The sequence below is a fragment of the Paenibacillus cisolokensis genome (assembly GCF_050481165.1).
GTDB lineage: Bacteria > Bacillota > Bacilli > Paenibacillales > Paenibacillaceae > Paenibacillus_AH > Paenibacillus_AH cisolokensis.
This window is the reverse complement of record NZ_JBCNFP010000140.1, coordinates 29414-53886: the sequence shown is the minus strand read 5'-3', so window position 1 is coordinate 53886 and position 24473 is coordinate 29414. Positions and strand designations below refer to the sequence as shown.

The following is a 24473-nucleotide window of genomic DNA, read 5'->3' as shown; positions in this document are numbered from 1 at the left end:
ATGAAAGAGGTGTGTCTCGAAACGGTGTCGCCCGCTAGTCCGCGCGTCGAGCACGGCATCCGCATCCTGACGGAGGCGCTGGCCGAATGCGGGTACCGCGCCGCCGCCGCTTCCCGGCCTCTCGAATGGGATACGTACCGTGCGGACGATAAGCCGGTCATCGTCGTCGGGAGCAGAAGCGAATCCCGCTTTTTCGGCGAGCTGGAAGCGCGCGACGTGCTGCTGTACCATACCGGGGAACCCGAGGGCGAAGGCTTTTATTTGACGGTCTGTCCGGGAGGGCTGATCGCCGTCGTCGGGGGGAGCGATACCGGCGCGCTGTACGGCTGTCAGGAGCTGGCGCGGTGCATCCGCCGGCGCGGCTCGCTACCGCACGATTTGGCGTTCGGCGACGCCCCCCGGTTCGCGCTGCGGGGACCTGCGATCGGGCTCCAGAAGACGACGGTCGAACCGCCGCGCCAGACGTACGAATACCCGATTACGCCGGACCGCTTCCCCTGGTTTTACGACCGCGGGCTGTGGACCGATTTTCTCGACATGATGCTGGAAGAGCGCTGCAACGTCGTCTATATCTGGAGCGGCCATCCGTTCTCTTCGCTCGTCCGGCTCGCAGATTACCCCGAAGCGCTCGAAGTGACGGAGGAAGAGTACCGGCTCAACGTCGAGACGTTCCGCTGGCTGACGGAGGAAGCGGACCGCCGGGGCGTCCGGGTCGTGCTCAAATTTTACAATATCCACATCCCGCTGCCGTTCGCCGAGAAGCACGGCCTGCCGCTGCGACAGCACAAGCCGCAGCCGCTGACGGCGGATTATTACCGGAAATCGCTCGCGGAGTTCGTGCGGGAATTTCCGAACGTCGGCCTGATGGTCTGCCTGGGCGAAGCGCTGCAAGGGCAGATCTACGGCGCGGAGTGGTTCGAGGACGTCATTATTCCCGGCGTGCTGGCGGGACTCGGGGACAAGGACAAGGCGGAGCTGCCGCCGATTGTGCTGCGCTCGCACGCGATCGAGCCGGAGACCGTCATCGGCCGCGCGATCGCCCGCTATCCGAATTTGTACACGGAGGCGAAATACAACGGCGAATCGCTGACGACGTGGACGCCGCGGGGCAAATGGCAGAAGACGCACCGTCATCTCGCCTCCCTCGATTCGATCCATATCGTCAACGTGCACATATTGGCCAATCTGGAGCCGTTCCGCTACGGGTCTCCGAGCTTTATAAGGAAAGCGATGCAGGCGGCGAAATATCGTCTCGGCGCGAACGGGCTGCATCTGTACCCGCTCTTCTTCTGGGACTGGCCGTATGCCCCCGACAAGGCGGAGCCTCTCCTGCGCCAGCTCGACCGGGACTGGATCTGGTTCGCGGCCTGGTTCCGCTATGCCTGGAATCCCGACCGCGATCCGCAAGGCGAGCGCGCCTATTGGGCGGAGCGGATCGGCGAGCGCTTCGGCGGACGGGAAGCGGGCGAGGCACTCCTCGATCTCTATGACGCGCTCGGCGAATGCGCGCCCAAGCTGCTGCGCCGCGTCGGCATTACCGAGGGCAATCGCCAGACGATGAGCCTCGGCATGACGATGAGTCAGCTTACGAATCCGGAGCGGCATATGCCATGGCCCGACCTGTGGGAATCCCAGTCTCCCGCCGGGGAGCGGCTGGAGGAATATGTCGTGAGGGAGCTGGCGGGCGAGCCGCATGCCGGGGAGACGCCCGTCGACATGTTGAAGGACGTGGAGCGGCATGCGCGGGAAGCGGCGGAAGCGGTCGACCGCGCCCGCAGGCTGGTGCGGGCGAGCCGCGAGGAATTCGGACGGATCGCGGCGGACGCCGAGGCGATCCGGCTGATGGTCCGGTTCTATGCGGAGAAGATTCAGGCGGCGCTGCTCATTCTACAATACAAGCATACGGTCAAAGGCCGCTTCTTCGAACGGAACGAGCTGCTGCAGGAAGCAGCCGATTGGCTGGAGAAGAGCGTCGAGAGCTACCGGGAGCTGGCGCGGCTGACGGAGGAGACGTACCGGTTCGCCAACAGCATGCAGACGCCGCAGCGCAAAGTGCCGTTCCGCGACGGCCTGAAGTACCGGCATTGGACCGATTGCCTGCCGGAATACGAGCGGGAGCTGGAACGGTTCAAGCTCCATGTGCGGGAGCTCGGGGAAGGCCGGCTGCCGGAAGCGCTGCTCCGCCGGGAGGAGCCGATCCCCCCTTACGAGGAAGCGCCGTTCGTCCTTCATTCGCGCGGGGCGGAAACGTACAAGGTCGGCAAAGGCAGCCGAATCTTCACCGACGGCAACATCCATATCGTCGGCTGCGCGGAGGAGCTGGAGGGACTGACGGGTATCCGCTTCGGCCAGACGGAAGCGGCGAAGGACGGCTTCGTCCTCGACGTCGAGTTCGACCGGCCCGTGCGGCTGCTCGTCGGCTACTTCAATGCCAATGACGAGCAGTGGCTGAAGGCGCCGAGCCTGGAGGAGAACACGCACGCCGACGACCAGGGCGGCTACGCCCCGATTCTGCGCAAAGGCGTGAAGCCGTACGTCTATCCTTCGGTCAACGTTCACGCCTTCCGGTACGGAGCCGGACGGCATCTCATCGATTTCGGCAAAGGGGCCTATCTGGTGCTGGGCGCCGTGCCGGAGAGTCAGCCGCTTCGCCCGCGCGAAGTGTCGCACAAGGGCGACGGCGTCGATACGCTGGATTGGCTGTTTGAATAACGGACGAAGGGAAAGGAGACGAGGGGCGTTATGAAGACGATCGTGGTGGACGGACGCGGAGAGGGCGATTTTCGTACGGTGCAGGAGGCGGTGCTGGCGGCGCCGGCGAATGCGCGGGAGCGGACCGTCATCTACATCCGCAAAGGATTGTACGAGGAGAAAGTGGTCGTGCCGGCGGATCGCCGGGGGATCAGCCTGATCGGCGAAAGCCGGGAAAGAACGGTCATCGTGCAATCGGACTATGCGAACAAGATCGGTCCGGACGGCCACAAAATCGGCAACGACAACAGCGCGACCGTATTCGTGCACGCCGACGATTTTCACGCCGAGCGGCTGACGTTCTCCAATCAGGCCGGCTTGTACAAGGGACAGGCGCTGGCGCTGGCCGTCGGCGGAGACCGTGCCGTCTTCCGCGACGTGTGCATCCGCGGCAACCAGGATACGCTCTACACGCCGGGAACGGGGCGTCAGTATTACGCGGACTGCTTCATCGAAGGGACGGTCGACTTCATCTTCGGCTCCGCGACCGCGGTGTTCGAGCGGTGCGAGCTGCACAGCATCCGCAGGCATAACGGTTACGTGACGGCGGCGTCCACAACCGAATCGCAGGCGTACGGCTACGTGTTCCTGAACTGCCGGCTGACCGGGGCCGCCCCCGAGCATACGGTCTGCCTTGGCAGGCCGTGGAAGCCATACGCCAAGGTCGCGTTCATCGACTCGTGGATGGACCGCCATATCCATCCGGAAGGTTGGAACAATTGGCGCGATCCGGAACGGGAGAAGACGGCGACGTTCGTCGAATGGGGCAGCACCGGCCCCGGCGCGAATCCGGAAAGCCGCGTCGCCTGGGCGAAGCGGCCGGAACCGATCGACGGCGCCGCCTGGAAGGCGGCCGCGCTCTCCGGCGGCGACGGCTGGAACCCGGAGGCGGTGACCGCCCCGGAATGGAAGGCGGAAGGGCGATAGGACGGACAAGGAGGCGGGGAAAGGAATGATCGCGGGCGATCGGGCGTCAAGACTGCTGAAAGCGGTCATCCGGCACGCGGATTTCGTGCTGCGGCATGCGGTCGACCGGGCCGGGGGCACTCCGCTATTCGTCAATGCGGTCGCCGCGGCGGACGGCGCGCCGGTCCGGCACGATTACGATCATGTCGACAGGCGGGCACTGCTGGCGAGCCCGGCCAGCCAGCAGCATTGGCTCCGAGCGCTCGCCGCGCTGTCCGTCCTGACCGGCGATCCGGGCTACCGGGAAGCAGCGGAGGCCGTCTTCCGCCATTTGCTTCAGTCGTGCACGGACGCTAGCGGGCTGATCTATTGGGGCGGCCACACCGCCTTCGATCTGGAAAATCGGCGCTTCGCCTTCGCGCCGGACAAGGCGAAGGTGCACGAGCTGAAATGCCATTACCCGGATTACGGGCTGATGTGGAGCGCGGACCCCGAAGGGACGAAGCGGTATGTCGAAGCGATGTGGAACGCCCACATTCTGGATTGGAAGAAGCTTGACTTCAACCGCCACGGCCCGTACGGCACGCCGCGCGGACCGGTCTGGAAGCATGTGTACGCGGGCGGAAGCGTCTTCTTCTGGGGCAAGGGACTCACGTTCGTCAACGCGGGCAGCGACCTGTACTACGGCGCGGCCATGCTGGCGAAGCTGAGCGGCGATTCCGCCCCGCTCGTCTGGGCCAAGCGGCTCGCCGGCCGTTATGTCGAGACGCGGAGAGACGGTATCGGCATCAGCGGCTATCAGTTCAGCCAGTCGGCGAATTCCTGGTGCGCCGGTCCGGCGGTGCGCGGCGACCGTGCGCAATACCAGATCGCGCCGCTCGTCCCCGCAGACCGGCTCGTCTACGAGAGCACGCTGTTCAAGCCGGTTCCCGCCGTCGTGCGCTGCCAGCTGGTGATCGGCGAGACGTTAGGAGACGAAGGGGCGGAATTCGCGCGGTGGGCGTGCGAAGAGATGGCCGCCTGGGGCCGGGTCGCGTACCGGCGATCGGACAACCGCTTCACTCCGATGCTGACGGACGGCTGGCCGCTGGAAGGCCTCGTGCTCGACCGGCGCGGCTACTTCGGCCCCAAGGGCAAGACGATCTCCGCGATCCCGGCCGGCGCCGATTTTCTGTGGATGTACGCGATGGGCTACCGGTCGACCGGCGATCCGTTCCTGTGGCGGATGGCACGGGATATCGGGCGCGGCATCGGCATCGGCGACATCGGGGAGCGTGACGGGGAAGACGCGGATTTGGCGCCCGAGCGGGCGCCACTCGCCGCCACGGCGGAGGAGTGCCGCATCATGTACGGCCTGCTGGAGCTGCATCGGGCGACGGGCCGCCCCGATCTGCTCGATGCGGCATTCCGCGCTGCGAAGCGGTGTTTGGCGGCGCATGAGCGGGAGGGACGGTTTGAAGGCGGCGGCATCGTGTTCACGGACGATCCGGCGCCGCTCTCCCTGCTCCATGTCGCGGCGGTTAGCATCGGTGTGGACCTTGCGACCGCGTTCCGCTAGAACCTGTGCAGGATATCCCTATAGTAGCGGCGGATTCCACCCAAATCCCGCCCGCCGGGCCGGGTTATAATGGACCCCGTGAAGGATACCGGGAAAAGGAGATTCGCGCATGACGAGATATGGCGAAGTGATCAAGGAGTTTATTTTCGAAGAGGAGCGCCCGTTCCGAAGCTGCCACGCGGCGACGCTTGAAGTACTGCCCGGCGGAACGATCGTCGCCGCCTGGTTCGGCGGCTCACGCGAAGGGGCGGGCGACGTCGACATCTGGGCTTCAAGGCGAACGGAAAGCGGCTGGGCGGCCCCCGTGAAGCTGGCGGGCGAAGAAGGGGTCCCGCACTGGAACCCCGTGCTGTTCCGCCGTGCCGACGGCGTCCTCTTCTTGTATTACAAGGCCGGACTCCGCATCTCCTCGTGGACGACGATGGTCATGCGCTCCACCGACGGCGGCGAGACTTGGAGCGATCCGAAGCCGCTGGTCGAAGGCGACGTCGACGGCAGAGGACCGGTCAAGAACAAGCCGATCGTCCTGTCCGACGGCACGATCGCGGCGCCCGCCTCGCTCGAGCCGGATTGGGACTGCTTCGTCGATCTGTCGCGGGACGGCGGCGAGACGTGGGTGCGCAGCGAGACGGTGCCGCTCGATCACGGCTCGCTCATAGGCAAGGGCATCATCCAGCCGACGCTGTGGGAATCGTCTCCGGGCAACGTCCATATGCTGGCCCGCAGCACGGAAGGCGCGATCTACCGGAGCGACTCTGCCGACGGCGGCGCGACATGGTGTCCGGCCTATCCGACGGAGCTGCCCAACAACAACAGCGGCATCGATCTCACCCGGACGGAGGACGGCCTGCTCGCGCTCGTCTACAACCCGGTCCGGCCGGAGCCGGGGACGATCAAAGGCGCCCGCAGCCCGCTCGTCATGCGGCTGTCCGGCGACAACGGCCGGACCTGGCACAGCGAGCTGCTGATCGACCAGGGCGAGAAGCAGTATTCGTATCCGGCTATCGTCGCCGACGGCAACGTGCTGCATGTCGCCTACACCTGGAAGCGCGAGAGGATCGCGTACTGTCGCATCCCGCTCGAGGCGTAATCCGGAATGACGAGGAGGGAGCTTCAAATGAATTCGATCCATAAGGCCGCATCCGAGCCGCGCATCACTCTGCCCGAGCTGCCGACGTTTCCGGACCGGACGTTCGATATCGAGGATTTCGGGGCGGCGGGAGACGGAGTGACGGACAATACCGCGGCGATTAGCGGCGCGATCGACGCCTGCGCGTCCGCCGGCGGCGGGACGGTACGGATTCCGGACGGACTGTGGCTCACCGGTCCGATCCGGCTGCGTAGCGGCGTCAATCTGCACGCCGAACGGGGAGCGCTCGTGCTGTTCAGCCGTCGCTTCGACGATTACCCGCTCGTCCCGACAAGCTACGAAGGGCTGCGGACGTACCGCTGTGTCTCGCCGCTGTACGGCAGAGACTTGCACGACATCGCGATAACGGGCGAAGGCATATTCGACGGAGGCGGCGATACATGGCGACCGGTGAAGCGGATGAAGATGACCGAGAACCAGTGGAAGGCGCTGGTCGACTCCGGGGGCGTCACCGATCCGGGCGAACGGATGTGGTGGCCGACGGAGCGGGCGATGCGCGGCGCGTCGATCGTCAAGCGGCTGCTTGCGGAAGGGAGCCGGCAGATGGAGGCGTACCTTGAGGCGCGCGATTTTCTGCGGCCGACGCTGTTGCAGCTCGATCGCTGCCGGCGCGTGCTGCTGGACGGGTCAACGTTCCGGAACTCCCCGAGCTGGTGTCTCCATCCCTGGTTGTGCGAGCATGTCACGATCCGCAATGTCACGGTGAAGAACCCGTGGCATTCGCAAAACGGCGACGGCCTCGACATCGATTCGTGCCGGTACGTCGAAGTCGCCGATTCGCACTTCGACGTCGGGGACGACGCGATCTGCGTCAAATCCGGGAAAGACCGGGACGGCCGGGAGCTCGGCGCGCCGTGCGAGCATATCGCGATCCGCGGTTGCGTCGTTTATCACGGACACGGCGGCTTCGTCGTCGGCAGCGAAATGTCCGGCGGCGTGCGCGACGTCGCGGTCGACAACTGCACGTTCATCGGAACGGATACCGGGCTGCGCTTCAAATCGGCCCGGGGGCGAGGCGGCGTCGTGGAGCGGATCCGGGTCCGCAACATTCGGATGACCGCCATCGCGAAAGAGGCGATCACGTTCAGCCTGTATTACGGGCACGGCGGCCCGGATCAACCGGAGACGGCGCCGATATCGGAGGAGACGCCGGTCTTCCGCGACATCGCGTTCGAGCATATCCGCTGCGTCGGCGCCCATCAGGCCATATACATGAAAGGGCTGCCGGAGATGCCGTTCTCGAACATCCGGTTCCGGCATGTGCATATGACGGCGAAAAAAGGGATTTCGCTGGAGCGGGTGCAGGACGCCGAATTGTCCGATATCCGCATCGTCTGCCGGGAGGATCCGCCCTTCGCGCTGCGCGATTGCGGAGATATCCGGATCGAACGGGCGGACGGCGGATCGGCGAGGCCATACGCGAAGGTTGACGGGGCGGCCGCGCGCCGCATCGTCATCCGCTTCCCTTCCGATCCGGGAGAAGGCGCGGTCGAATGCGGTCCCGAAGCCGACCCGGCGCAAATCCGGATCGTCCGGGATGGGGGGGAGCGAATCGGTGCCGATTGAAGTCGTAGAGCTGCTGACGGAATACGCGGAGGAGCCGCTCGGTCTCGATACGCGCCGGCCGCGGTTCAGCTGGAAGCTCGCATCGGAGGAGCGGGGGCAGCGCCAGCAGGCGTATCGGGTGCTCGTCTCGACGGATGCGGAAGCGCTCCGCCGCGATGAAGGCGACATGTGGGACAGCGGACGCGTCCTCTCGGACCAGTCGGTCCATGTCCGCTATGCGGGAAAGCCGCTGAAATCGGGGACGCGATACTATTGGAAGGTACGCGTATGGGATCGGGACGGTGTGTCGGCCGGCTGGAGCCGTCAGGCGAGCTGGACGATGGGCCTGCTCGATCCGGACGATTGGCAGGCCAAGTGGATCGGCATGGACGTGCCGCACAGCGAGGAATACCGGCCGGTCACCTACCTGCGCAGGACGTTCCGCGTCCGTAAGCCGGTGGCGCGCGCCGTCGTCCACAGCTCGGCGCTCGGCGTCTACCGGCTATTCATCGGCGGGCGGAGAGTCGGCGACCACGAGCTAGCGCCGGGATGGACGGATTACAGCAAGCGGATTCAATACCAGACGTTCGAGGTGACGGACTTCATCGGCGGTGGCGAGCAGGCGATCGGGGCCATGCTCGGCACCGGCTGGTACTGCGGCAAGCTGGCGATGGTCGGCAAGCGGACGTACGGGTATTGTCCGTATCTGATTGTCCAGCTTCACCTGGAGTACGAGGACGGGACGAAGGAGACGATCGTCACGGATGAGACGTGGCGGGTGTCGGAAGGCGCGCTCCGGTATTCGGAAATTTTCCGCGGCGAATGGTGCGACGCCCGTTTGGAGCGGCACGGCTGGCTCGAACCGGGCTACGACGACGCCGGCTGGAGCCGGCCGATCGAGCTACCGTACCGCGGCGACCGCTACGGCGGCAAGCTCGTCGCCCAGCCCGATCCGCCGGTGCGCGCCACCCGGGAGATCCGCCCGGCATCCGTCACGCGAACGGGCGATGGCGTCTATCTGTTCAACTTCGGCCAGAACATGGTCGGCCGGGTGCGGCTGAAGACTAGCGCGCCGCGCGGCGCGGCGATCGCGATCGACCACGCGGAGGCGCTCGACGCGGACGGCAAGCTGTACAAGGCGAATCTGCGCACCGCCGTCCAGCGGGACGTCTACATTGCGGCGGGCGAAGGGACGGAAGTGTACGAGCCGTGCTTCACGTATCACGGCTTCCGGTACGTGGAAGTGAGCGGTCTTTCCCACGAGCCGGATGCCGATACGCTGACCGGCGTCGTCATCCACACCGACGGACCGGAAGCCGGCCGCTTCGAGACGTCCCATCCGCTCGTCAATCGGCTGCATGCCAACATCGTCTGGGGGCAGCGCGGCAATTTCGTGAGCGTGCCGACGGATTGCCCGCAGCGCGACGAGCGGCTCGGCTGGACCGGCGACGCCCAGGTGTTCTGCCGGACAGCGACGTTCAACATGGAGTCGGCCCGCTTCTTCGCCAAATACGCGGCCGACATGTGCGACGCGCAGCTCGATTCGGGCTCGTTCTCCGATGTAGCGCCGAATTGCGGCTACCATCAGCGGAAGGTGGCGAAGCGCCGGGGAACCGAGTGGACCCGTCCGTACAGCGCCGGATGGGCCGACGCCGGCGTCATCATTCCGTGGACGGTCTACCAGGTGTACGGGGACACGGATATTTTGGAGCGATGCTATCCCGCCATGGTATCGTACATGGGCTATTTGGCCGGCATCGCGCGGGAGGACCGGATACCGGCGGAGCTGACGCACAATTACGGCGACTGGCTGTCCATGCATGCCGATACGCCGCGGGAGCTGATTTCGAACGCCTATTTCGCGTACAGCACCGGGATCATGGCGCGGATCGCCGCGGTTCTCGGCCATGAGGAGGACGCGATCCGGTACCGGGAGCGCGAGAAGCGGATCAAGGCCGCTTTTTGCCAAGATTTCGTGCTGCCGGACGGCCGGCTTCGGGGCGGCACCCAGACGGCGTACGCGCTGGCGCTGGCGATGGGGCTTCTGCCCGAACCGGCGGCGCGTCTCGCCGCGCGGCATCTCGCCGACGAGGTGAAGGCCGGGGGATGCCATCCGACGAGCGGATTCATCGGCATCCGGCATCTGCTGCCGGCGCTCAGCGATTACGGCTATACGGATGCGGCTTACGAGCTGCTGCTGCAGGAGACGTTCCCTTCCTGGCTGCACCAAATCCGCAGCGGGGCGACGACGATGTGGGAGCGCTGGGACGGCTATACGGAAGAAGGTGCGATCAACGGAAGCCGGATGAATTCGTTCAATCACTATGCCTTCGGGGCGGTCGGAGAATGGCTGTACCGCTATATGGCCGGAATCGACACCGATCCGGAGCGGCCCGGTTTCAAGCATATCCGGATCGCGCCGAGACCGGGCGGCGGCATTGCGGAAGTGCGGGCGGAGCATGAGTCGATGTACGGGACGATCGGCTCTGCCTGGCAGATGCGGGACGGGAAGTTTCGGATCGAAGTGCGGATTCCGGTCAACACGACCGCGACGATCCGGCTGCCCTTCCCGGCGCTGGACGGGGAGACGACGAAGGAAGTCGGCTCGGGAACCTATGCGTTCGAATGCGTGCCCGTGCCGGCGGCGATTCACGAATGATGGAGGAGCGTGTCAAGATGGAACGATTCAACGGAATCATAGCACCGTCGGAGAACGATCCGGAGATGACGGAAGGGTTCATTCCGATCAAATACGAGGCGGACAGCCATTCCGCCAATCTGCTCGCGCTGGACAACGGCGATCTGCTTTGCGTCTGGTTCTCCGGTAGCGGCGAAGGCAACCCGGACACGAACGTCGTCATGTCGAGGCTGCCGGCGGGGACGAACCGGTGGACCGAACCGGTCGTCCTAGCGAACGATCCGGAGCGATCGGAGCAAAATCCGGTTCTGTTCCAGGAACCGGGCGGCAGCGGCAGGGTGTGGCTGTTCCATACGTCCAACGAGCCGCACGACCAGAAGACGGCCCGCGTCGTCCGCCGCATCTCGGAGGATCGGGGAGAGACGTGGGGGCCGCCGGAGGTGCTGTTCGACGATCCGGGCGTCTTCCTGCGCCATCCGGTAGCCGTGCTGCCGAACGGCGACTGGCTGCTGCCGATCTATTATTGCAAAACCGGGGGACACTACAGCGCCGTCAAAATCAGCACGGACCGGGGGCAGACATGGGAGGAGCGCGAAGTGCCGGGCAGCGTCCACCGGGTCCAGATGAGCGTCGTCGTCCTCGACGACGGCACGCTGTACGCGATGTTCCGCAGCCGCGAGGCGGACCGGATCTATACGAGCGTCTCCCGCGACAACGGCTACACCTGGTCCGTGCCCGAGAAGAGCGCGCTGCCGAACAACAATTCGTCGATGCAGCTCGTCTCGCTCGGAGGCGGTCGCCTCGCGCTCATCTTCAACAACGCCTCCATCGAGCGCGACCAGTTCCGGTGGGTGAAGAAGGGCGATGGCTTCCGCCGCAAGACGCTCCGTACGCCGCTTACGCTGGCCATATCGGAAGACAACGGCAAAACGTGGCCTTATATCCGCAACGTGCAGACGGCGGACCTGGAGTACAAGGAGCGCGAAGTCGGCTATTCGTATCCGTCGATTATCGCGCCCGGCGACGGGAAGCTGCATATCGCGTTCTCCTACTTGCGCAAGGCGATCAAATATGTTCGCGTGGACGAGGAGTGGGCAAGCCGGATGAGCTTTGCCGGGCTGTAACCGGCGACGGACTTTCAAAACGCGAGTCGGGGAAAGGGGCGGCGCGATGAACGAGCATCCCGTCGCGATCACTTGTTCGTTGAACGAGGAGGCGCTACTCAAGCTGGAGGCGGCCCTCAACGATGCCGTTTTCGAATGGAAGAGGGTTAATGCAGGATGAAGTCAGGAGGGGTTATGACCCGGAATTATACATTGAAAAGTCCTAACGGCACGAGGCTCGCGAATCTGATTGAAAGTCCCGAAGGCATCCGCCTCGAATTGCACGCCGAAGGGGAGCGGCTTCCTTATTACGATGGACATTTGGACCGGATGCTGCTCGCTTCGACCGGGCGGCCGTGGGACGATGAGCCGGTCCGGCCGGAGCGTCCGGCCATCGAGTTGGAGGACGGGCGGATTCGGATGAAAGGAAGCGTGCGGGGCGTCGCCGTGACGCTCGACTGGACGTTCGACGATCGCGGTCTGCTGCACGTGACGGCTTGCTGGACGAACCGCGGGGACCGCGTACTGCAGGACGCGGCGTTCGGCCTTGCCTTCGGGCTGGGGGACAGGGATGGGGAGAAAATAACGATCCCCCATATGATCTACAACAACAATCCGTCGGCCGATCCGCAGCGGGTCGTGCCGAAGCTTGGGACTGATCAAGGATTCGTCTGCGAGGAGCATCGGCTGCCGATCCCTTGTGCGAACGCGGAATGGACGGAAGGGGGCGAACCGAGGTTCCTGTCGCTCTTCACCATCCCTTCCTTCACGGAGACGGAGGACGGCGCCGTGCATTACGGATCGCTCGGCGTTCTGCGGCGGGGCGGCCGGTCTTCGCTCGCCGTCATGAGCGGCGTACTGATGTTCAACGGCGACAAGGACGTCTATTATACGGGCAAAAGCAAGACCGAACCGTATGCCGGCGGCTATGTGCGGCTCGGACCGGGCGAATCGCTGAAGAAGCGCTACGTCCTCGATTGGGGCAGGCTGCCGCAGCCGGGCTGGGGCTTTCGCGAAGCGGTCCGCAAGGGGCGGGAGCTGTTCAGGCCGCAAAGCTCCCGGCCGCTTACCCTGGATGATATCGTGCGGCTGAAGACGAATGCGTTGGACGATCGCTGGCGCGAGGAGAACGGTGCGGCCGGATACGTCAAATTCAACGATTCGAATGATTTCGGAAAGGTGAGCCGTCAGCCGTTCCACTTCCTGTACGGCTGGACGGGACAATGCCTGAAGCTCGCCTGGTGCGACGCGAAGCTCGGATTCGACGGCGGGGACGAGGAGCGCATCTCCCGGTGCGGGCGCGCCGTCGACTTCTATATACAGGGCAGCGCCACATCGGTTCCCGGTCTGCGAAGCTGCTCGTACGAGCTGGAGAGCCGGACGTGGGGAACGTTCAATCTGGGCGGCCGCCGCGGCGTCTCGAGCCGCGCCTACGGGGAGACGATCGCGGATCTGGCCGATATCGTACTGTTGTATCGGGAGCGCGGAAGGGAGACGCCCGAGGCGTGGACGACGGCGCTGCGCGAGGCGGCCGACTGGCTGCTCGGCTCCCTGCTTCCGTCCGGCATCTATCCGGCCGGCTGGCTGACGGACGGCGCGCCGTGCGACGATATGACGACCGCCGCCGGCATACCGTGCGTCGTCGCACTCATCAAAGCGCACCGGGTAACCGGCGACGCGCGGTACTTGCGCCATGCTGAGGAGACGTTTGAACGCTATTACGACCTGCACGCGCGCACGTTCGACCGGCCGTTCGCCCGCTCGACGCTGGACGCCCGCTGTGAGGACAAGGAAGCCGGCATGTATTATTTTATCGCCGCTTTCGAGCTGTTCGCGCTGACGGGCGACGACCGGTATCGGGAGCGGGCGGAAGTGGCCGCCGACTGGCTGCTGACGTTCGTCTATGTGTGGAATCCCGCATACGATCGGGGCTCCCCGCTGCGGGACAACGGGTTCTATGCCGTTGGATGGCCGGGCGTCAGCGTGCAGAACCATCATCTGGACGTCTTCTTCCCGGCGTACGAGATGTGGCGGTTTGGCCGCATGACCGGCAACGCGGAGTATGCCGACGCCGGCCGGCAGACGCTGGATGCGATGGGACAAGGCATCTGCACGAGCCCGGGGGAATGGGGCTTCACCGTCGTGGGAGAACAGGGGGAAGGGTTTTACCAGACGCATTACCATCAGCGCGGACACAGCAACGTCTGGAATCCGTCCTGGGTCATCGCGCTCGTGCTCGCAAACGCGCTGCGGCTGCGCGACGAAGCGGAATACCGTCGCGACGATTGCGGATAGCAGTGACGACGCCACGGGCGAGGCTTACCATTCGTCCCGCAAGGCGCGGGACAAGAAGGAGATGAGAACGATGCACGACGGATACGCGTCAGCAGGTTCTGCCAGGCCTCGGCTCGGCTTGCAGGGCTCCGTCGCGGCCTGGCAGGATCCGTGGGCGCGCGAGCGGTCCGACCGGATCATGCGAACCGGCACCGGCCGCATCGTGCCGTCACAGGATCCTACGCCGGACGCCGCCGCATTCGTGGCGGAGATGAAGCGGCTCGGCGCCGATTTCTACGTCCACCACATGTTCCCCGATCTGGCCGGTCAAGCGGACTTGATCGCGGATATGCGGAAGCACGGGATGGACGTCTGTCTGGGCAACGAATACGGCAACATTAACGGTCCCCATATCGAGGGGACGAACCGCTACGACGTGCCGGACGAAGAGCTGCTCGCGGTCGCCCGGAGCGGACGGTTGATCGGGCTTCTGTACGACGAACCGGAGCATCTGCAGATCAACGCGGCGCAATACCGGAAGGACGGCTTCTTCCCGCATTGGGGCGCGACGGACGGCCTGACGCCCGAACAGTCGGCGTTACTCGTGGCGAGCGCCGTAGCGGACCGGGTCGAACGGGTCAAGCGGCTGCTCGTGGAAGCGGGGATCGACCCCGCCTCCGTTCCGCTCGTGGCCGAGCACGTCTTTCCGGTCATGTTTCACCTCCATGCGCGGGGAGGCATGGCGCCCTGCCCGAAGCTGATGAAGGAATCGTTCCAGTCGCTGCAGCTGGCCGCCGCACTCGGCGCGGCGAAGCAGTACGGCCGTCCGTTGTGGATTTGCGCCGACCTGTGGGGGCCGGACGTCGGCCCTTGGTTCATCCGCACGCCGGGATTTCCGGGCCACTCGCCGGAGGAGTTCGCTTCCGCGCTGCGGCTCGGCTACCTGATGGGACCTTCCCATCTGTTCGTCGAAAACGCCGATGCGATGCTCCGATACGGCGACGGGAAGTTCCGCACGACGGAATTCGGCGAGGCTTGGCTCGATTTTACCCGCGGCTTCGTTCCTGCTCATCCGCTCGCCTGGTCGCATGCGGAGGCGGAAGCCGATATCGCGTTCGTCTTCGCCGACGAAGGCAACTACGGTCAGAACGCCCGTCTGCTCGGCAATCGGTCCGCTCCCGCGCCGGAGACGACGCAAAGCGTGTTCCACGTCTGGCATTTGCTCAGCCACGGGACGATTCCGGCGCACGGCAGCTGCATGCATATCCCCGGCTTTGATTTTCCGCGCCACCGGCTGAAGGCGGAAGTGCCGGACGACCGGTTCCCGCTGGAACGCGGCCCGGATTCGATCGGTCAGGGGATGCATCCGCTGTTCTATCCACTGAACAACGTGCTTGCGTTCGACGAATTCGCGGACGAACGTCACATCGGCCGGGCGAAGCTGGTTATCGCGGCCGGTTCGCGGATTTCCGCCCGGACGCTAGCCGTCCTGCGCAAGAAGGCAGAGGAAGGGGCCGTCGTCATTGCCGCGGATTGGCTCGTGCCCGCGGAGATGAAGGAAAGCCGGCTGACCGGCTCCGGTATGTGGCTGACGACGGGTTCCTTCCTGACGGACGACCGGGTGAAGGAGGCGACCGCCCCATTCCTTGGCAGCGGCGATTGCTGGAAGCAGCGCTTCGGCGAAACGGAGGTTCGGATGTACAAAGGGGATTCGGCTGGTTTTACGCTGGAATTCGAAATAGCTGAAAATAGTCAGATGTAACTCATCCGCAGAAGCGGCGCTTTTGCCGCGGGCGGCCCTGTGCCCAGCTTTGGTGGTCAAAGCCGGACACAGGGCCCTTCGCATTTTCGCGCTTGCTTCAACCATTCCCAAGGCCCCAGCTAATACGGTAAAATGGACTCGGGTAATGGAAAACATTGCAAATTTACTCACTGCTAAAGGTGAGGAGGAGACGATGGGCAAACGGGCCTACATCACCGATCTGGACGGAACCGTGCGGAATGCGCAGGATGCGATCAAGCGATTGGCGGATGAAATTGTCCCGTCCAACGACGAAGACGGTGTCGCGGCATATCTGGAAAGGGAGACGGGCGCTAAAGCAGTGCGGTAACGGAACAGGGGGAACGGGCATGCTGTGGCAAAAATGCTTGAAAATGACGGGCATTGTGCTGCTCACGACCATTTTAATTTTATTTGCTCTTGTTTGCGTGTTCGGCATACTTTTCTTTTTGGGTGTGCGGTACAAAGAGACGTTTATGCAATAGAGCCGGGAAGAAAGTCCGGCGACGCCATGGATGGCGCCGCCGGACTTTGCCGGACATCAGACGATGAAAGCTTGCCTGTTTACGGCGTCAGTTCGGGAGCGCGGCGATGATGGGTTTTCTGCTCGAACGCGTACGCCAGCTTGATCAGCGTCGGTTCGCTGAACGGACGGCCGATGAAGTCCATGCCGACCGGCATGCGGTCCGGTGTAAAACCGGCCGGTACGGTTACGGTCGGATAGCCGGTGAACGAGCTGAGCTTGAAGCCGTCGCCGATCGTCTGTTCTTCCCCGATTTTGACGATCGGATTGGCCGACGTCGGGAAGATGAGCGCATCGAGCCGATGATCGGCCATCATTTTGAGAACGGCTTGCTGGGCAAGACGCGTACGATACAGGACAATATCCTTATACGTCTCGTCATCGAGCGACTCCCTGTCGTTCCGTTCTTTCAGCTGTTTCGCCACGGAAGGATCGAACAGGCCGGAAGCCAATATATCGTCCAGCGTCTTGTACGGCCGGTCTTCTCCTAGACTTTCCAAATAATCGTTAAATTGGAATTTAAACTCCCAGGCGCTCAAACTTCCGTAGCTGTTGATTTCCTTGAAGTTCGGAATGGTCACATTGTCCACGATCGTTGCGCCTGCCGCCTCCATATCGCGAATCGCCTTTTCCATTACGTTCTGAATATCGGCATTCGTGCCGAATACCTCGCGGAGCACGCCGATTCTGGCGCCTTCCAGTCCGTTCGGGTCCAATACGTCCAGGTACGAATCCGGCACCATTCCGACGCTGGCGGCCGTCGTTACGTCCTGCGGGTCGTAACCGACCGTCGCGTCCAGAATGGCTGCGGCGTCCGCCACCGTCCGTGCGATCGGACCGCCCGTATCCTGCGTAAGCGCCAGCGGCATAATGCCGTCCCGGCTCGACAGGCCGATCGTCGGCCGAATGCCGACCAGGCTGTTAAAAGAAGCCGGCACGCGGATGGAACCGCCGGTATCGGTGCCCATGCCGACGGCGCCCAGGCTTGCGGCCACGGCAGCCCCCGTTCCGCCGCTGGAGCCGCCCGGTATACGGGTCGGATCGTACGGGTTAAGCGTCTGGCCGCCGGCGGAGCTGACTGTTGTATACCCGAACGCAAATTCATGCAAATTCGCTTTGGCCAATATAATGGCTCCGGCTTCCTTCAATTTCTTCACCTGAAAAGCGTCGTCAGGCGGAATGCTGTCCTTCAAAGCGAGCGAACCGCCGGTCGTAGGGATGTCCGCGGTGTCGAAATTGTCCTTCACGATAACCGGAATGCCGTGAAGCGGACCGCGAGGGCCGGTCTTTGCGCGTTCCTCGTCCAGCGCTCTTGCTATCTCCAGCGCCTTGTCGTTGATGCGGATGATCGAATTCAGCTTGGGGCCCTGCTTGTCATATCGTTCGATGCGATCCAAATAGAGTTCGACCAGTTGTTCCGCTGTCAATCGGCCCGCTGTCATGGCGGTTTGAATGTCGGCGATGGTAGCTTCGACCGGATTGAAAGGCTGCAGATAAAGGTAGAGACGGTAGGCTACGACGGCCGCCTCCGACCTTGACAGCGGTTTTCCATAACCGAATCGATGGCCGGAAACGCCTTTCATCAAGCCGGATGTCACAACGGTGCCGATAGAGGATGCGTCAGGCCCGCTCTGCGGAATATCGGTAAAAACGTTGCGGCCGATATACGGAACGTCGACGGCCTGATCCAGTATCGCCGCCGCCGTCTCCCGCTTAACCGTATCCTGGTCTGAGAGTGTAAGAAAGCGCAAGTCCGTCCCGGCAGCGTCGGCAGCGTCGTTTAAGAGCTCGGCAAATTCCGATTGCCGTAACGTTTCGTGCCCGTTGGCGGGTGTGATGTAGCCTTCGGGCGCCCAGTCCTGTTCCAGAAAAGCGGCCAGTTCAGGGCTGTACGGCGCCGAAGCAGGGGATGCTGCTTGCACGGGAGCGGCAAGCGGTACCAGCATAAGTGTGAAAGCGAGCAATAAGGATAACGTTTGAGTCCAGATCTTCCTCAATTCTTCCATTCCCCTTTCTGTATATGTAATATAAAATAACATATAATAGGGAATGGAGGTTGTAAATAGGACTAATTTCCTATAATATTTTGTTCGATGTTCTAATAAATTACTTTTTACGTAAGATAATGCGCAAAAATTCGAATACAATCTTTACGCTGATGCGCGAAAACGGCAACGACACAAACGCGAAATAGGTCCGGGGTTCTGATCGAGGTCTATAGACCTACCCGAAAGCGCGGCTCGAAACCGCAGGTATAGGCGTGCTGCGGTATGATGCTGATGCTGAATGCCCGAGTGATGTGAAACGCATTTTAACTTTTCTGAAAATTACCAATAATTCGTATTTTCAAATCCTTAAAAGCTGGTATAATCAGACTATAAATATTTACCAAATCTTATTGTGGGGAGGAAATTGATGTGGTTAGTATCAGGAAATGGCTGTCGCTTGTGCTGTATGTGATGCTTGTTGGCGCTTTATTGGCGGCTTGTTCGTCGGATAAAGGCGGCAGTACGACGACGGAAAACCCGCCGCCGTCGAATGAGCAAACCGATACCAATACGCCCGACGATTCCAAAGAAACGGACAATCCCCCGGCTGCCGAAGACGGTCCGGTAGACGGCGGAACGTTGACCTTCAGCAGCTTCTCCGATATCGTGACGATCAACCCGATCTTCATCAACGACACAGCCTCCAGCGATGCAGCCCATTTTCTGCTAGCCAAAGTGTATGACTTGGCCCCTGACGGCCAGATTATCGTCGAGCCGTGGTCGCTTGCCGCCGAACTGCCGGAAATTTCGGAAGACAGCAAGACGTATACGGTCAAGCTGAAGCCCGAAGCGAAATGGACTGACGGAACGCCGGTGACGGCTGACGACCTGATCTATACGATCGAGACGATCAAAAATGAGGATACCGGATCGCCGGCCCGCAGCGCGATGGAAAAAGTGTCCAAGACGGAGAAAGTCGACGACCACACGGTCAAGATCACACTATCCGAAGTATTCGCCCCATTCCAGTACTCGCTTGTTACCGAGCTCGCTCCCGCTCATATTCTGAAAGACGTGCCGGTCAAAAAGCTGCTCGATCACGAATACGGCAAAGATCCGGCCAAAACGGTGACGAACGGTCCCTGGAAGTGGACCGAATGGCAAAAAACGCAGCATCTCACCTTTGAAAAAGACCCGAACTACTGGGGCGCCACGAAACCTCACATCGACAAAATCGTCTACAAAATCTACGCGGATCAGAATACGGAAGTCCAGGCTCTGTTGAAAGGCGACACCGATCATACCTCCGCCATACCGGTCGTTCAAGTCGAAGCGGTAAAGAAAAATTCTTCCATCACGCTGATTCAGGAACCGGGTCCATCCTATGAATTTATCGGATTCAACTTCAAAGAAGACAACTTCCCGGATAAATTCGTACCGTTCGCGACCCAGAAAACAAGGCAGGCCATAGCCTATGCGTTAAACCGTCAAGGGATGGTCGACAACGTCCTGAAAGGAACGGGCGTTCTTATGAATTCGCCATTCCTGCCGGGCAGCTGGGCCGATCCGGGCGACAATGCCGTCAACTATGAATACAATCCGGAGAAAGCGAAACAACTGCTGGCTGAAGACGGGTGGGTACTGAACGAGAAAACCGGATTTTTGGAGAAGGACGGGAAAAAATTCTCGTTCGAGCTTCAGTACAACGCCGGCAACAGCCGCCGCGAAGCGATTTCGCAGGTCATTCAGAGCAATCTGAAAGAAGTGGGCATCGAAGTCATTCCGAAGGCGCTCGACTTCTCGATCTGGGTGCCGCAGCATCTGAACGTAGGCAAATACCAGGCGATTCTGCTCGGCTGGTCGCTGGAAGATCCGGACCCGAACGCGGACAGCATCTTCTCATCGAAGTTCTTCCCGCCTGCGGGTCAGAACATGGGTTGGTACAAGAACGAGAAGCTTGACCAGCTGTGGGTGGACGGCTATTCCACCATCGATCAGGAAGAACGCAAAAAAGTATACGCGGAAATCGGCAAAGAGATTTCGACCGATCTCCCCTATATTTTCCTGTACCGTTACGGCAACGCTACCGGTATCGGTCCGCGCGTCGCGTACGCGGAAGAAGACGCGCCGGTACCGACGCTGCCGAAAGGTTATTTCTACCATGTCATCAAATGGTGGGTCAAGTCGTAACGTTCGATTGCTTCATCGTTTACCGCAAAGGGAAGGGAGGCGCGCTTCTCTTCCCTTTTCAGGTACGGTCGGTCAATCATGACGGGAGGGACGACTTTGACTGAATATTTCATCCGCCGAATCATACAGTCCATCGTGGTGTTGTTTCTCGTTACGGTTGTGACGTTCGCGATCATTCATCTGGCTCCGGGCGGACCGACGGAAGTGCTGGTCGCTCCGGGCTTGTCGCCCGAAGCGTTCGAGGTGCAGAAGCGCAATCTCGGCCTTGACCAGCCGGCGCATATTCAGTATGTCCGCTGGATCGGCAAGCTGCTTCAGGGCGATTTGGGGAAGACGTTCAAAAACAGCGTGCCGGTGGGTGAATTGTTATGGCCGACGATCGGCAATACGTTCGTGCTGATGGGGGCCGCATGGCTTGTGGCGATGGTGATCGCCATTCCCTGGGGCATTTACAACAGCACGAGGGAATACGGGCTCTCCGATCAGACCGCATCGTTCATATCCTATCTCGGGTTTGCTATGCCGACTTTCTGGTTCGGCATCATTCTGCAGCAATATTTTTCTTTAAAGCTGAACTGGTTCCCGCTGTCGGACATGTGGACGATGGGCAAAAAAGGGGACATCGGCGATTTGCTCATGCATCTGGTGCTGCCGGTATGCGTATTGTCGCTCGCCTTCCTCGCCTACTATGTAAAGTATTCGCGTTCCAGCATGCTGGAGGTGCTGCAGCAGGATTACATCCGAACGGCCCGGGCCAAAGGCGTGCGGGAGAATCGGGTCATCTTCCGGCATGCGCTTCGCAACGCCCTGATCCCGATCATTACGATTATCGGACTCGATCTGCCGATGCTCGTATCCGGCGCGGCCTTGACGGAGAACGTATTCAATTGGCCGGGTATGGGACGGCTCTTTGTCGATATGGCGATTGCCAGGGAGTACAATGTGCTGATGGCTATCGTGATGGTGACTTCCGTTATGGTCGTCATCGGTAATTTGCTGGCCGATATTTTATATGCCGTTGCCGATCCGCGCGTAAAGCTGGGGCGTAAAGGGGGCGATACGGCATGAGCGGTGTCGTTCCGAGACAAGAGCCGACTTTGGCGGACGTTCCCGGCATGGGGAGCCCTGTTCCTCCGCCAGCCATGGATAAGCCGCAAGGTCCGTGGAAGACCGCCGGCAAAAGGTTCGTGCGCAATCCGTATGCGATGGGCGGGCTTGCCGTCCTGCTCTTTTTCGCCATCGTCGCCATTCTGGCGCCGGTCATCGCGCCGTACGAACCGGACAAAATCGATTTCATGAATACCAATTTGCCGCCCGGCACCAAAGGGTATCCACTAGGGACGGATGAGCTCGGAAGGGATATCTTCTCCCGCCTCGTGTACAGCAGTCAAATTTCGTTGACGGTCGGCTTTTCGGTCGCGGCGGCCGCGGTGCTGATCGGCTCGCTCGTCGGCGCGGTCGCCGGTTATTTCGGCGGATGGATCGACACGATCCTGATGCGGCTTGTCGACGTCATGAATTCACTGCCAAGCCTGTTCCTGAACATTCTCGTGCTGTCGATATTCGGCTCCGATTTCATTTATATGGTGCTGGTGCTTTCGTTTACCGGCTGGATGGGCGTCGCCCGTCTCGTGCGCGGTACTTTCCTGCAGCTTCGCGAAATGCAATACGTGGAAGCGGCGAGAGCGACCGGCGTGTCCAGCTGGGGCATTATGTTCCGGCATCTGCTGCGCAATTCCAGCCATCCGATTATCGTGAACGCGACGCTGATGGTCGGTTCGGCCATTCTGAGCGAATCCGCGCTCTCTTATCTCGGTCTCGGCATCCAGGCGCCGGAAACGAGCTGGGGGCTGATGCTGAGCAACGCGCAGGAGTTTATGCTCGTCGATCCGCTGCAGGCGCTGTATCCTGGACTGTGCATTCTGATCATCGTGCTTGCCGTCAATTTTATCGGCGACGGTATCCAGGATGCGCTTAATCCGCGGGAGAAGAAAACATTTTCGGCAAGGAGGCTCCGGCAATGGCGGAACAAATACTCGAAGTCAACGGGTTGACGGCAGGCTTCTTGACGGACAAGGGGATTGTGAAGGCGACCGACCGGGTTTCCCTGCGCCTCGAAAAAGGGCAAACCGTCTGCCTCGTCGGCGAATCCGGCAGCGGCAAGAGCGTCACCTCGCTGGCGATCATGCGGTTGCTCGACTTTGCCGGCGGGGCAATCCTGGAGGGGAATGTCGTGTTTCGCGGGGAGGATCTTGCTTTCAAATCGCAGGAAGAGATGACGCGTATCCGCGGCAACCAGATCGCGATGATCTTTCAGGAGCCGATGTCTTCGCTGAATCCGGTATTTACAGTGGGCGACCAGATCGCCGAAACCTTGATGCTGCACCAGAAGATGAGCAGGTCGGCCGCGATGAAGGAAGCGGTGGAACTGCTGCGTCTCGTCGGCATCCCCGATCCCGCCATGCGGGCCAAGCAGTATCCTCATGAGCTGTCCGGGGGGATGTGTCAGCGCGTCGTCATCGCGATCGCGCTTGCCTGCAAGCCCGATCTGCTGATCGCCGACGAGCCGACGACGGCCCTGGACGTCACGGTGCAGGCGCAAATTCTCGAATTGCTGAAGCGGCTGCAGCAGGAGCTTGGCATGACGATTTTGCTGATTACGCACGATATGGGCGTTGCCGCCGAAATGGCCGACCGCATCGCCGTCATGTATGCGGGCGCGATCGTCGAGGAAGGGGATGCGGCCGATATATTCGACCGTCCGAGCCATCCTTACACCCAAGGATTGCTGCAATCGATCCCCGGCTTCGAAGGGGAACGCGGCACGGAGCTGTATACGATCCGGGGGACGATCCCCCCGCTCAGCCGACTCCCTTCCGGCTGCCGGTTCCATCCGCGCTGCCCGCATGCCAAGGACAGATGCGCCCGCGAGGAACCGGGTTCGTTCCGGATCGGCGGAGATTATCGCGTGTCCTGCTGGATGTACGAGAACGACGGCGCGCTTGCGGTCTGGAGCGAACAGCTTGCGCCGGTTCAGACAGGGGAAACGGAGGGGGATAGGACATGAGCGCCGGAACGTTGATCGAAATGAAGGGCGTGAAGAAATATTTCCCTATTCATAAAGGGATTCTGAACCGGGTAGTCGGCCATGTGAAAGCCGTCGACGACGTCTCGCTGACGATCCGCAAAGGGGAAACGTTCGGTCTGGTCGGCGAATCGGGCTGCGGCAAATCGACGCTCGGCAGAGTCATTCTCCGCCTGCAAAACGCGACGGATGGCGACATTCTGTTCGACGGCCGCAGCGTCCGCACCATGAAAGCGAGAGAGCTGAGGGAGCTCCGTCAGGAAATGCAAATTATTTTCCAGGATCCGTTCGGCTCCCTGAACCCGCGGTTTTTGGTACGCGACATTATCGGCGAGCCGCTGCGCGTTCATATGAAAGCGTCCCGGAGCCAAATCGATGCGAGAGTCGTGGAGCTGATGGAACTCGTCGGCCTCGACGCCTCCAGACGAAACCGGTACCCGCACGAATTTTCCGGCGGACAGCGGCAGCGGATCGGCATCGCCCGGGCGATCGCGCTGAATCCGCAGTTCATCGTGGCGGACGAAGCGGTATCGGCGCTGGACGTGTCCGTTCAGTCGCAGGTGCTCAATCTGCTGATGAAGCTGCAGAAGGAGCTGGGTCTGACTTATCTGTTCATTGCGCACGGGCTGAACGTCGTCCGCCATATTTCTGACCGGGTTGGCGTCATGTATTTGGGCAAATTGGTTGAAGTGTCGCAGACGGAGGATCTGTTCGCCCATCCGCTCCATCCTTATACCGCAGCGCTGCTGTCGGCGATCCCGAAGCCGCATCCGCGTGCGAAGAAGGAGAGAATCGTGCTGCAAGGAGACGTTCCGTCGCCGGCCAATCCGCCGTCGGGCTGCCGCTTCCATCCGCGCTGCCCGTTTGCCCGGGAGAAATGCAAAGCGGAGATTCCGCCGCTTGAGGAAATCGCCCCGAACCGGCAGGTGGCGTGCCATTATCCGCTTGTCGGCTCATCCGTCGGCGTATAAAGGGCGCAGGA

Annotated in this window: 16 protein-coding genes; 15 read left to right on the top strand and 1 reads right to left on the bottom strand. The window is 61.9% G+C overall.

Annotated elements, in window-relative coordinates; genetic code table 11:
• The 10 genes from ABEV74_RS20125 to ABEV74_RS20080 all read left to right on the top strand — a co-directional run bounded on the left by ABEV74_RS20125 (position 1) and on the right by ABEV74_RS20080 (position 16036).
• Positions 1–2712, top strand: a complete 2712-nt coding sequence (locus tag ABEV74_RS20125) for a hypothetical protein (RefSeq protein WP_430148926.1) — start codon at positions 1–3, stop codon at positions 2710–2712.
• A gap of 30 nt (positions 2713–2742) precedes the next feature.
• Entirely contained in the window at positions 2743–3678 is a 936-nt protein-coding gene (locus tag ABEV74_RS20120; RefSeq protein ID WP_430148924.1) for a pectinesterase family protein, read from the top strand.
• A gap of 25 nt (positions 3679–3703) precedes the next feature.
• A complete protein-coding gene (locus ABEV74_RS20115) occupies positions 3704–5215 on the top strand; it encodes a hypothetical protein (RefSeq protein WP_430148922.1) in 1512 nt (503 codons plus the stop codon).
• A gap of 109 nt (positions 5216–5324) precedes the next feature.
• A complete protein-coding gene (locus ABEV74_RS20110) occupies positions 5325–6305 on the top strand; it encodes a sialidase family protein (RefSeq protein ID WP_430148919.1) in 981 nt (326 codons plus the stop codon).
• Between the two features lie 27 nt (positions 6306–6332).
• Positions 6333–7931 carry a glycoside hydrolase family 28 protein gene (locus ABEV74_RS20105; RefSeq protein WP_430148916.1) on the top strand — a complete coding sequence of 533 codons (1599 nt, stop codon included), beginning with the start codon at positions 6333–6335 and terminating at the stop codon, positions 7929–7931.
• Complete coding sequence (locus tag ABEV74_RS20100) at positions 7921–10569, top strand: family 78 glycoside hydrolase catalytic domain (protein ID WP_430148914.1); 2649 nt, start codon at positions 7921–7923, stop codon at positions 10567–10569. The genes ABEV74_RS20105 and ABEV74_RS20100 overlap by 11 nt, the downstream gene beginning before the upstream one ends.
• A gap of 17 nt (positions 10570–10586) precedes the next feature.
• Positions 10587–11672 (top strand): sialidase family protein, encoded by a 1086-nt coding sequence (locus tag ABEV74_RS20095; protein WP_430148912.1) that lies wholly within the window; start codon positions 10587–10589, stop codon positions 11670–11672.
• Between the two features lie 174 nt (positions 11673–11846).
• Positions 11847–13946: a YyaL domain-containing protein gene (locus ABEV74_RS20090; RefSeq protein ID WP_430148909.1), complete on the top strand. Its 2100-nt coding sequence runs from the start codon at positions 11847–11849 to the stop codon at positions 13944–13946.
• 70 nt (positions 13947–14016) lie between these two features.
• The gene (locus ABEV74_RS20085) at positions 14017–15687 is read left to right on the top strand and encodes a hypothetical protein (RefSeq protein ID WP_430148906.1); all 1671 of its coding nucleotides are present in this window, start codon (positions 14017–14019) and stop codon (positions 15685–15687) included.
• A gap of 193 nt (positions 15688–15880) precedes the next feature.
• Complete coding sequence (locus ABEV74_RS20080; protein ID WP_430148904.1) at positions 15881–16036, top strand: HAD hydrolase family protein; 156 nt, start codon at positions 15881–15883, stop codon at positions 16034–16036.
• A 233-nt stretch (positions 16037–16269) separates the two neighbouring features.
• Here the strand turns inward: ABEV74_RS20080 and ABEV74_RS20075 are convergent, their stop codons facing one another.
• Positions 16270–18225 carry an amidase family protein gene (locus tag ABEV74_RS20075; protein WP_430148901.1) on the bottom strand — a complete coding sequence of 652 codons (1956 nt, stop codon included), beginning with the start codon at positions 18223–18225 and terminating at the stop codon, positions 16270–16272.
• Between the two features lie 462 nt (positions 18226–18687).
• On the opposite strand from ABEV74_RS20075, the gene ABEV74_RS20070 reads away from it, so the two are divergent.
• From ABEV74_RS20070 to ABEV74_RS20050, 5 genes are all read left to right on the top strand, one after another.
• Positions 18688–20406, top strand: a complete 1719-nt coding sequence (locus ABEV74_RS20070) for an ABC transporter substrate-binding protein (RefSeq protein WP_430149000.1) — start codon at positions 18688–18690, stop codon at positions 20404–20406.
• Between the two features lie 96 nt (positions 20407–20502).
• Positions 20503–21474, top strand: coding sequence for an ABC transporter permease (locus ABEV74_RS20065; RefSeq protein ID WP_062493622.1), 972 nt, complete (start codon positions 20503–20505; stop codon positions 21472–21474).
• Positions 21471–22460 carry an ABC transporter permease gene (locus ABEV74_RS20060; RefSeq protein ID WP_372447023.1) on the top strand — a complete coding sequence of 330 codons (990 nt, stop codon included), beginning with the start codon at positions 21471–21473 and terminating at the stop codon, positions 22458–22460. The genes ABEV74_RS20065 and ABEV74_RS20060 overlap by 4 nt, the downstream gene beginning before the upstream one ends.
• Positions 22427–23473: an ABC transporter ATP-binding protein gene (locus ABEV74_RS20055; RefSeq protein WP_430148897.1), complete on the top strand. Its 1047-nt coding sequence runs from the start codon at positions 22427–22429 to the stop codon at positions 23471–23473. Before ABEV74_RS20060 ends, ABEV74_RS20055 begins: the two co-directional genes overlap by 34 nt.
• Positions 23470–24462, top strand: coding sequence for an ABC transporter ATP-binding protein (locus ABEV74_RS20050; protein WP_430148894.1), 993 nt, complete (start codon positions 23470–23472; stop codon positions 24460–24462). Before ABEV74_RS20055 ends, ABEV74_RS20050 begins: the two co-directional genes overlap by 4 nt.
• Positions 24463–24473 lie beyond the last annotated feature (11 nt).

What these genes read in the sequence shown, in the direction of transcription:
- ABEV74_RS20070 (WP_430149000.1), top strand. Translation starts at nt 18,688, where the DNA reads ATGCTTGTTGGCGCTTTATTGGCGGCTTGTTCGTCGGATAAAGGCGGC.
- ABEV74_RS20110 (WP_430148919.1), top strand. Translation starts at nt 5,325, where the DNA reads ATGACGAGATATGGCGAAGTGATCAAGGAGTTTATTTTCGAAGAGGAG.
- ABEV74_RS20095 (WP_430148912.1), top strand. Translation starts at nt 10,587, where the DNA reads ATGGAACGATTCAACGGAATCATAGCACCGTCGGAGAACGATCCGGAG.
- ABEV74_RS20080 (WP_430148904.1), top strand. Translation starts at nt 15,881, where the DNA reads ATGGGCAAACGGGCCTACATCACCGATCTGGACGGAACCGTGCGGAAT.
- ABEV74_RS20090 (WP_430148909.1), top strand. Translation starts at nt 11,847, where the DNA reads ATGACCCGGAATTATACATTGAAAAGTCCTAACGGCACGAGGCTCGCG.
- ABEV74_RS20120 (WP_430148924.1), top strand. Translation starts at nt 2,743, where the DNA reads ATGAAGACGATCGTGGTGGACGGACGCGGAGAGGGCGATTTTCGTACG.
- ABEV74_RS20055 (WP_430148897.1), top strand. Translation starts at nt 22,427, where the DNA reads ATGGCGGAACAAATACTCGAAGTCAACGGGTTGACGGCAGGCTTCTTG.
- ABEV74_RS20105 (WP_430148916.1), top strand. Translation starts at nt 6,333, where the DNA reads ATGAATTCGATCCATAAGGCCGCATCCGAGCCGCGCATCACTCTGCCC.
- ABEV74_RS20125 (WP_430148926.1), top strand. Translation starts at nt 1, where the DNA reads ATGAAAGAGGTGTGTCTCGAAACGGTGTCGCCCGCTAGTCCGCGCGTC.
- ABEV74_RS20060 (WP_372447023.1), top strand. Translation starts at nt 21,471, where the DNA reads ATGAGCGGTGTCGTTCCGAGACAAGAGCCGACTTTGGCGGACGTTCCC.
- ABEV74_RS20115 (WP_430148922.1), top strand. Translation starts at nt 3,704, where the DNA reads ATGATCGCGGGCGATCGGGCGTCAAGACTGCTGAAAGCGGTCATCCGG.
- ABEV74_RS20085 (WP_430148906.1), top strand. Translation starts at nt 14,017, where the DNA reads ATGCACGACGGATACGCGTCAGCAGGTTCTGCCAGGCCTCGGCTCGGC.
- ABEV74_RS20050 (WP_430148894.1), top strand. Translation starts at nt 23,470, where the DNA reads ATGAGCGCCGGAACGTTGATCGAAATGAAGGGCGTGAAGAAATATTTC.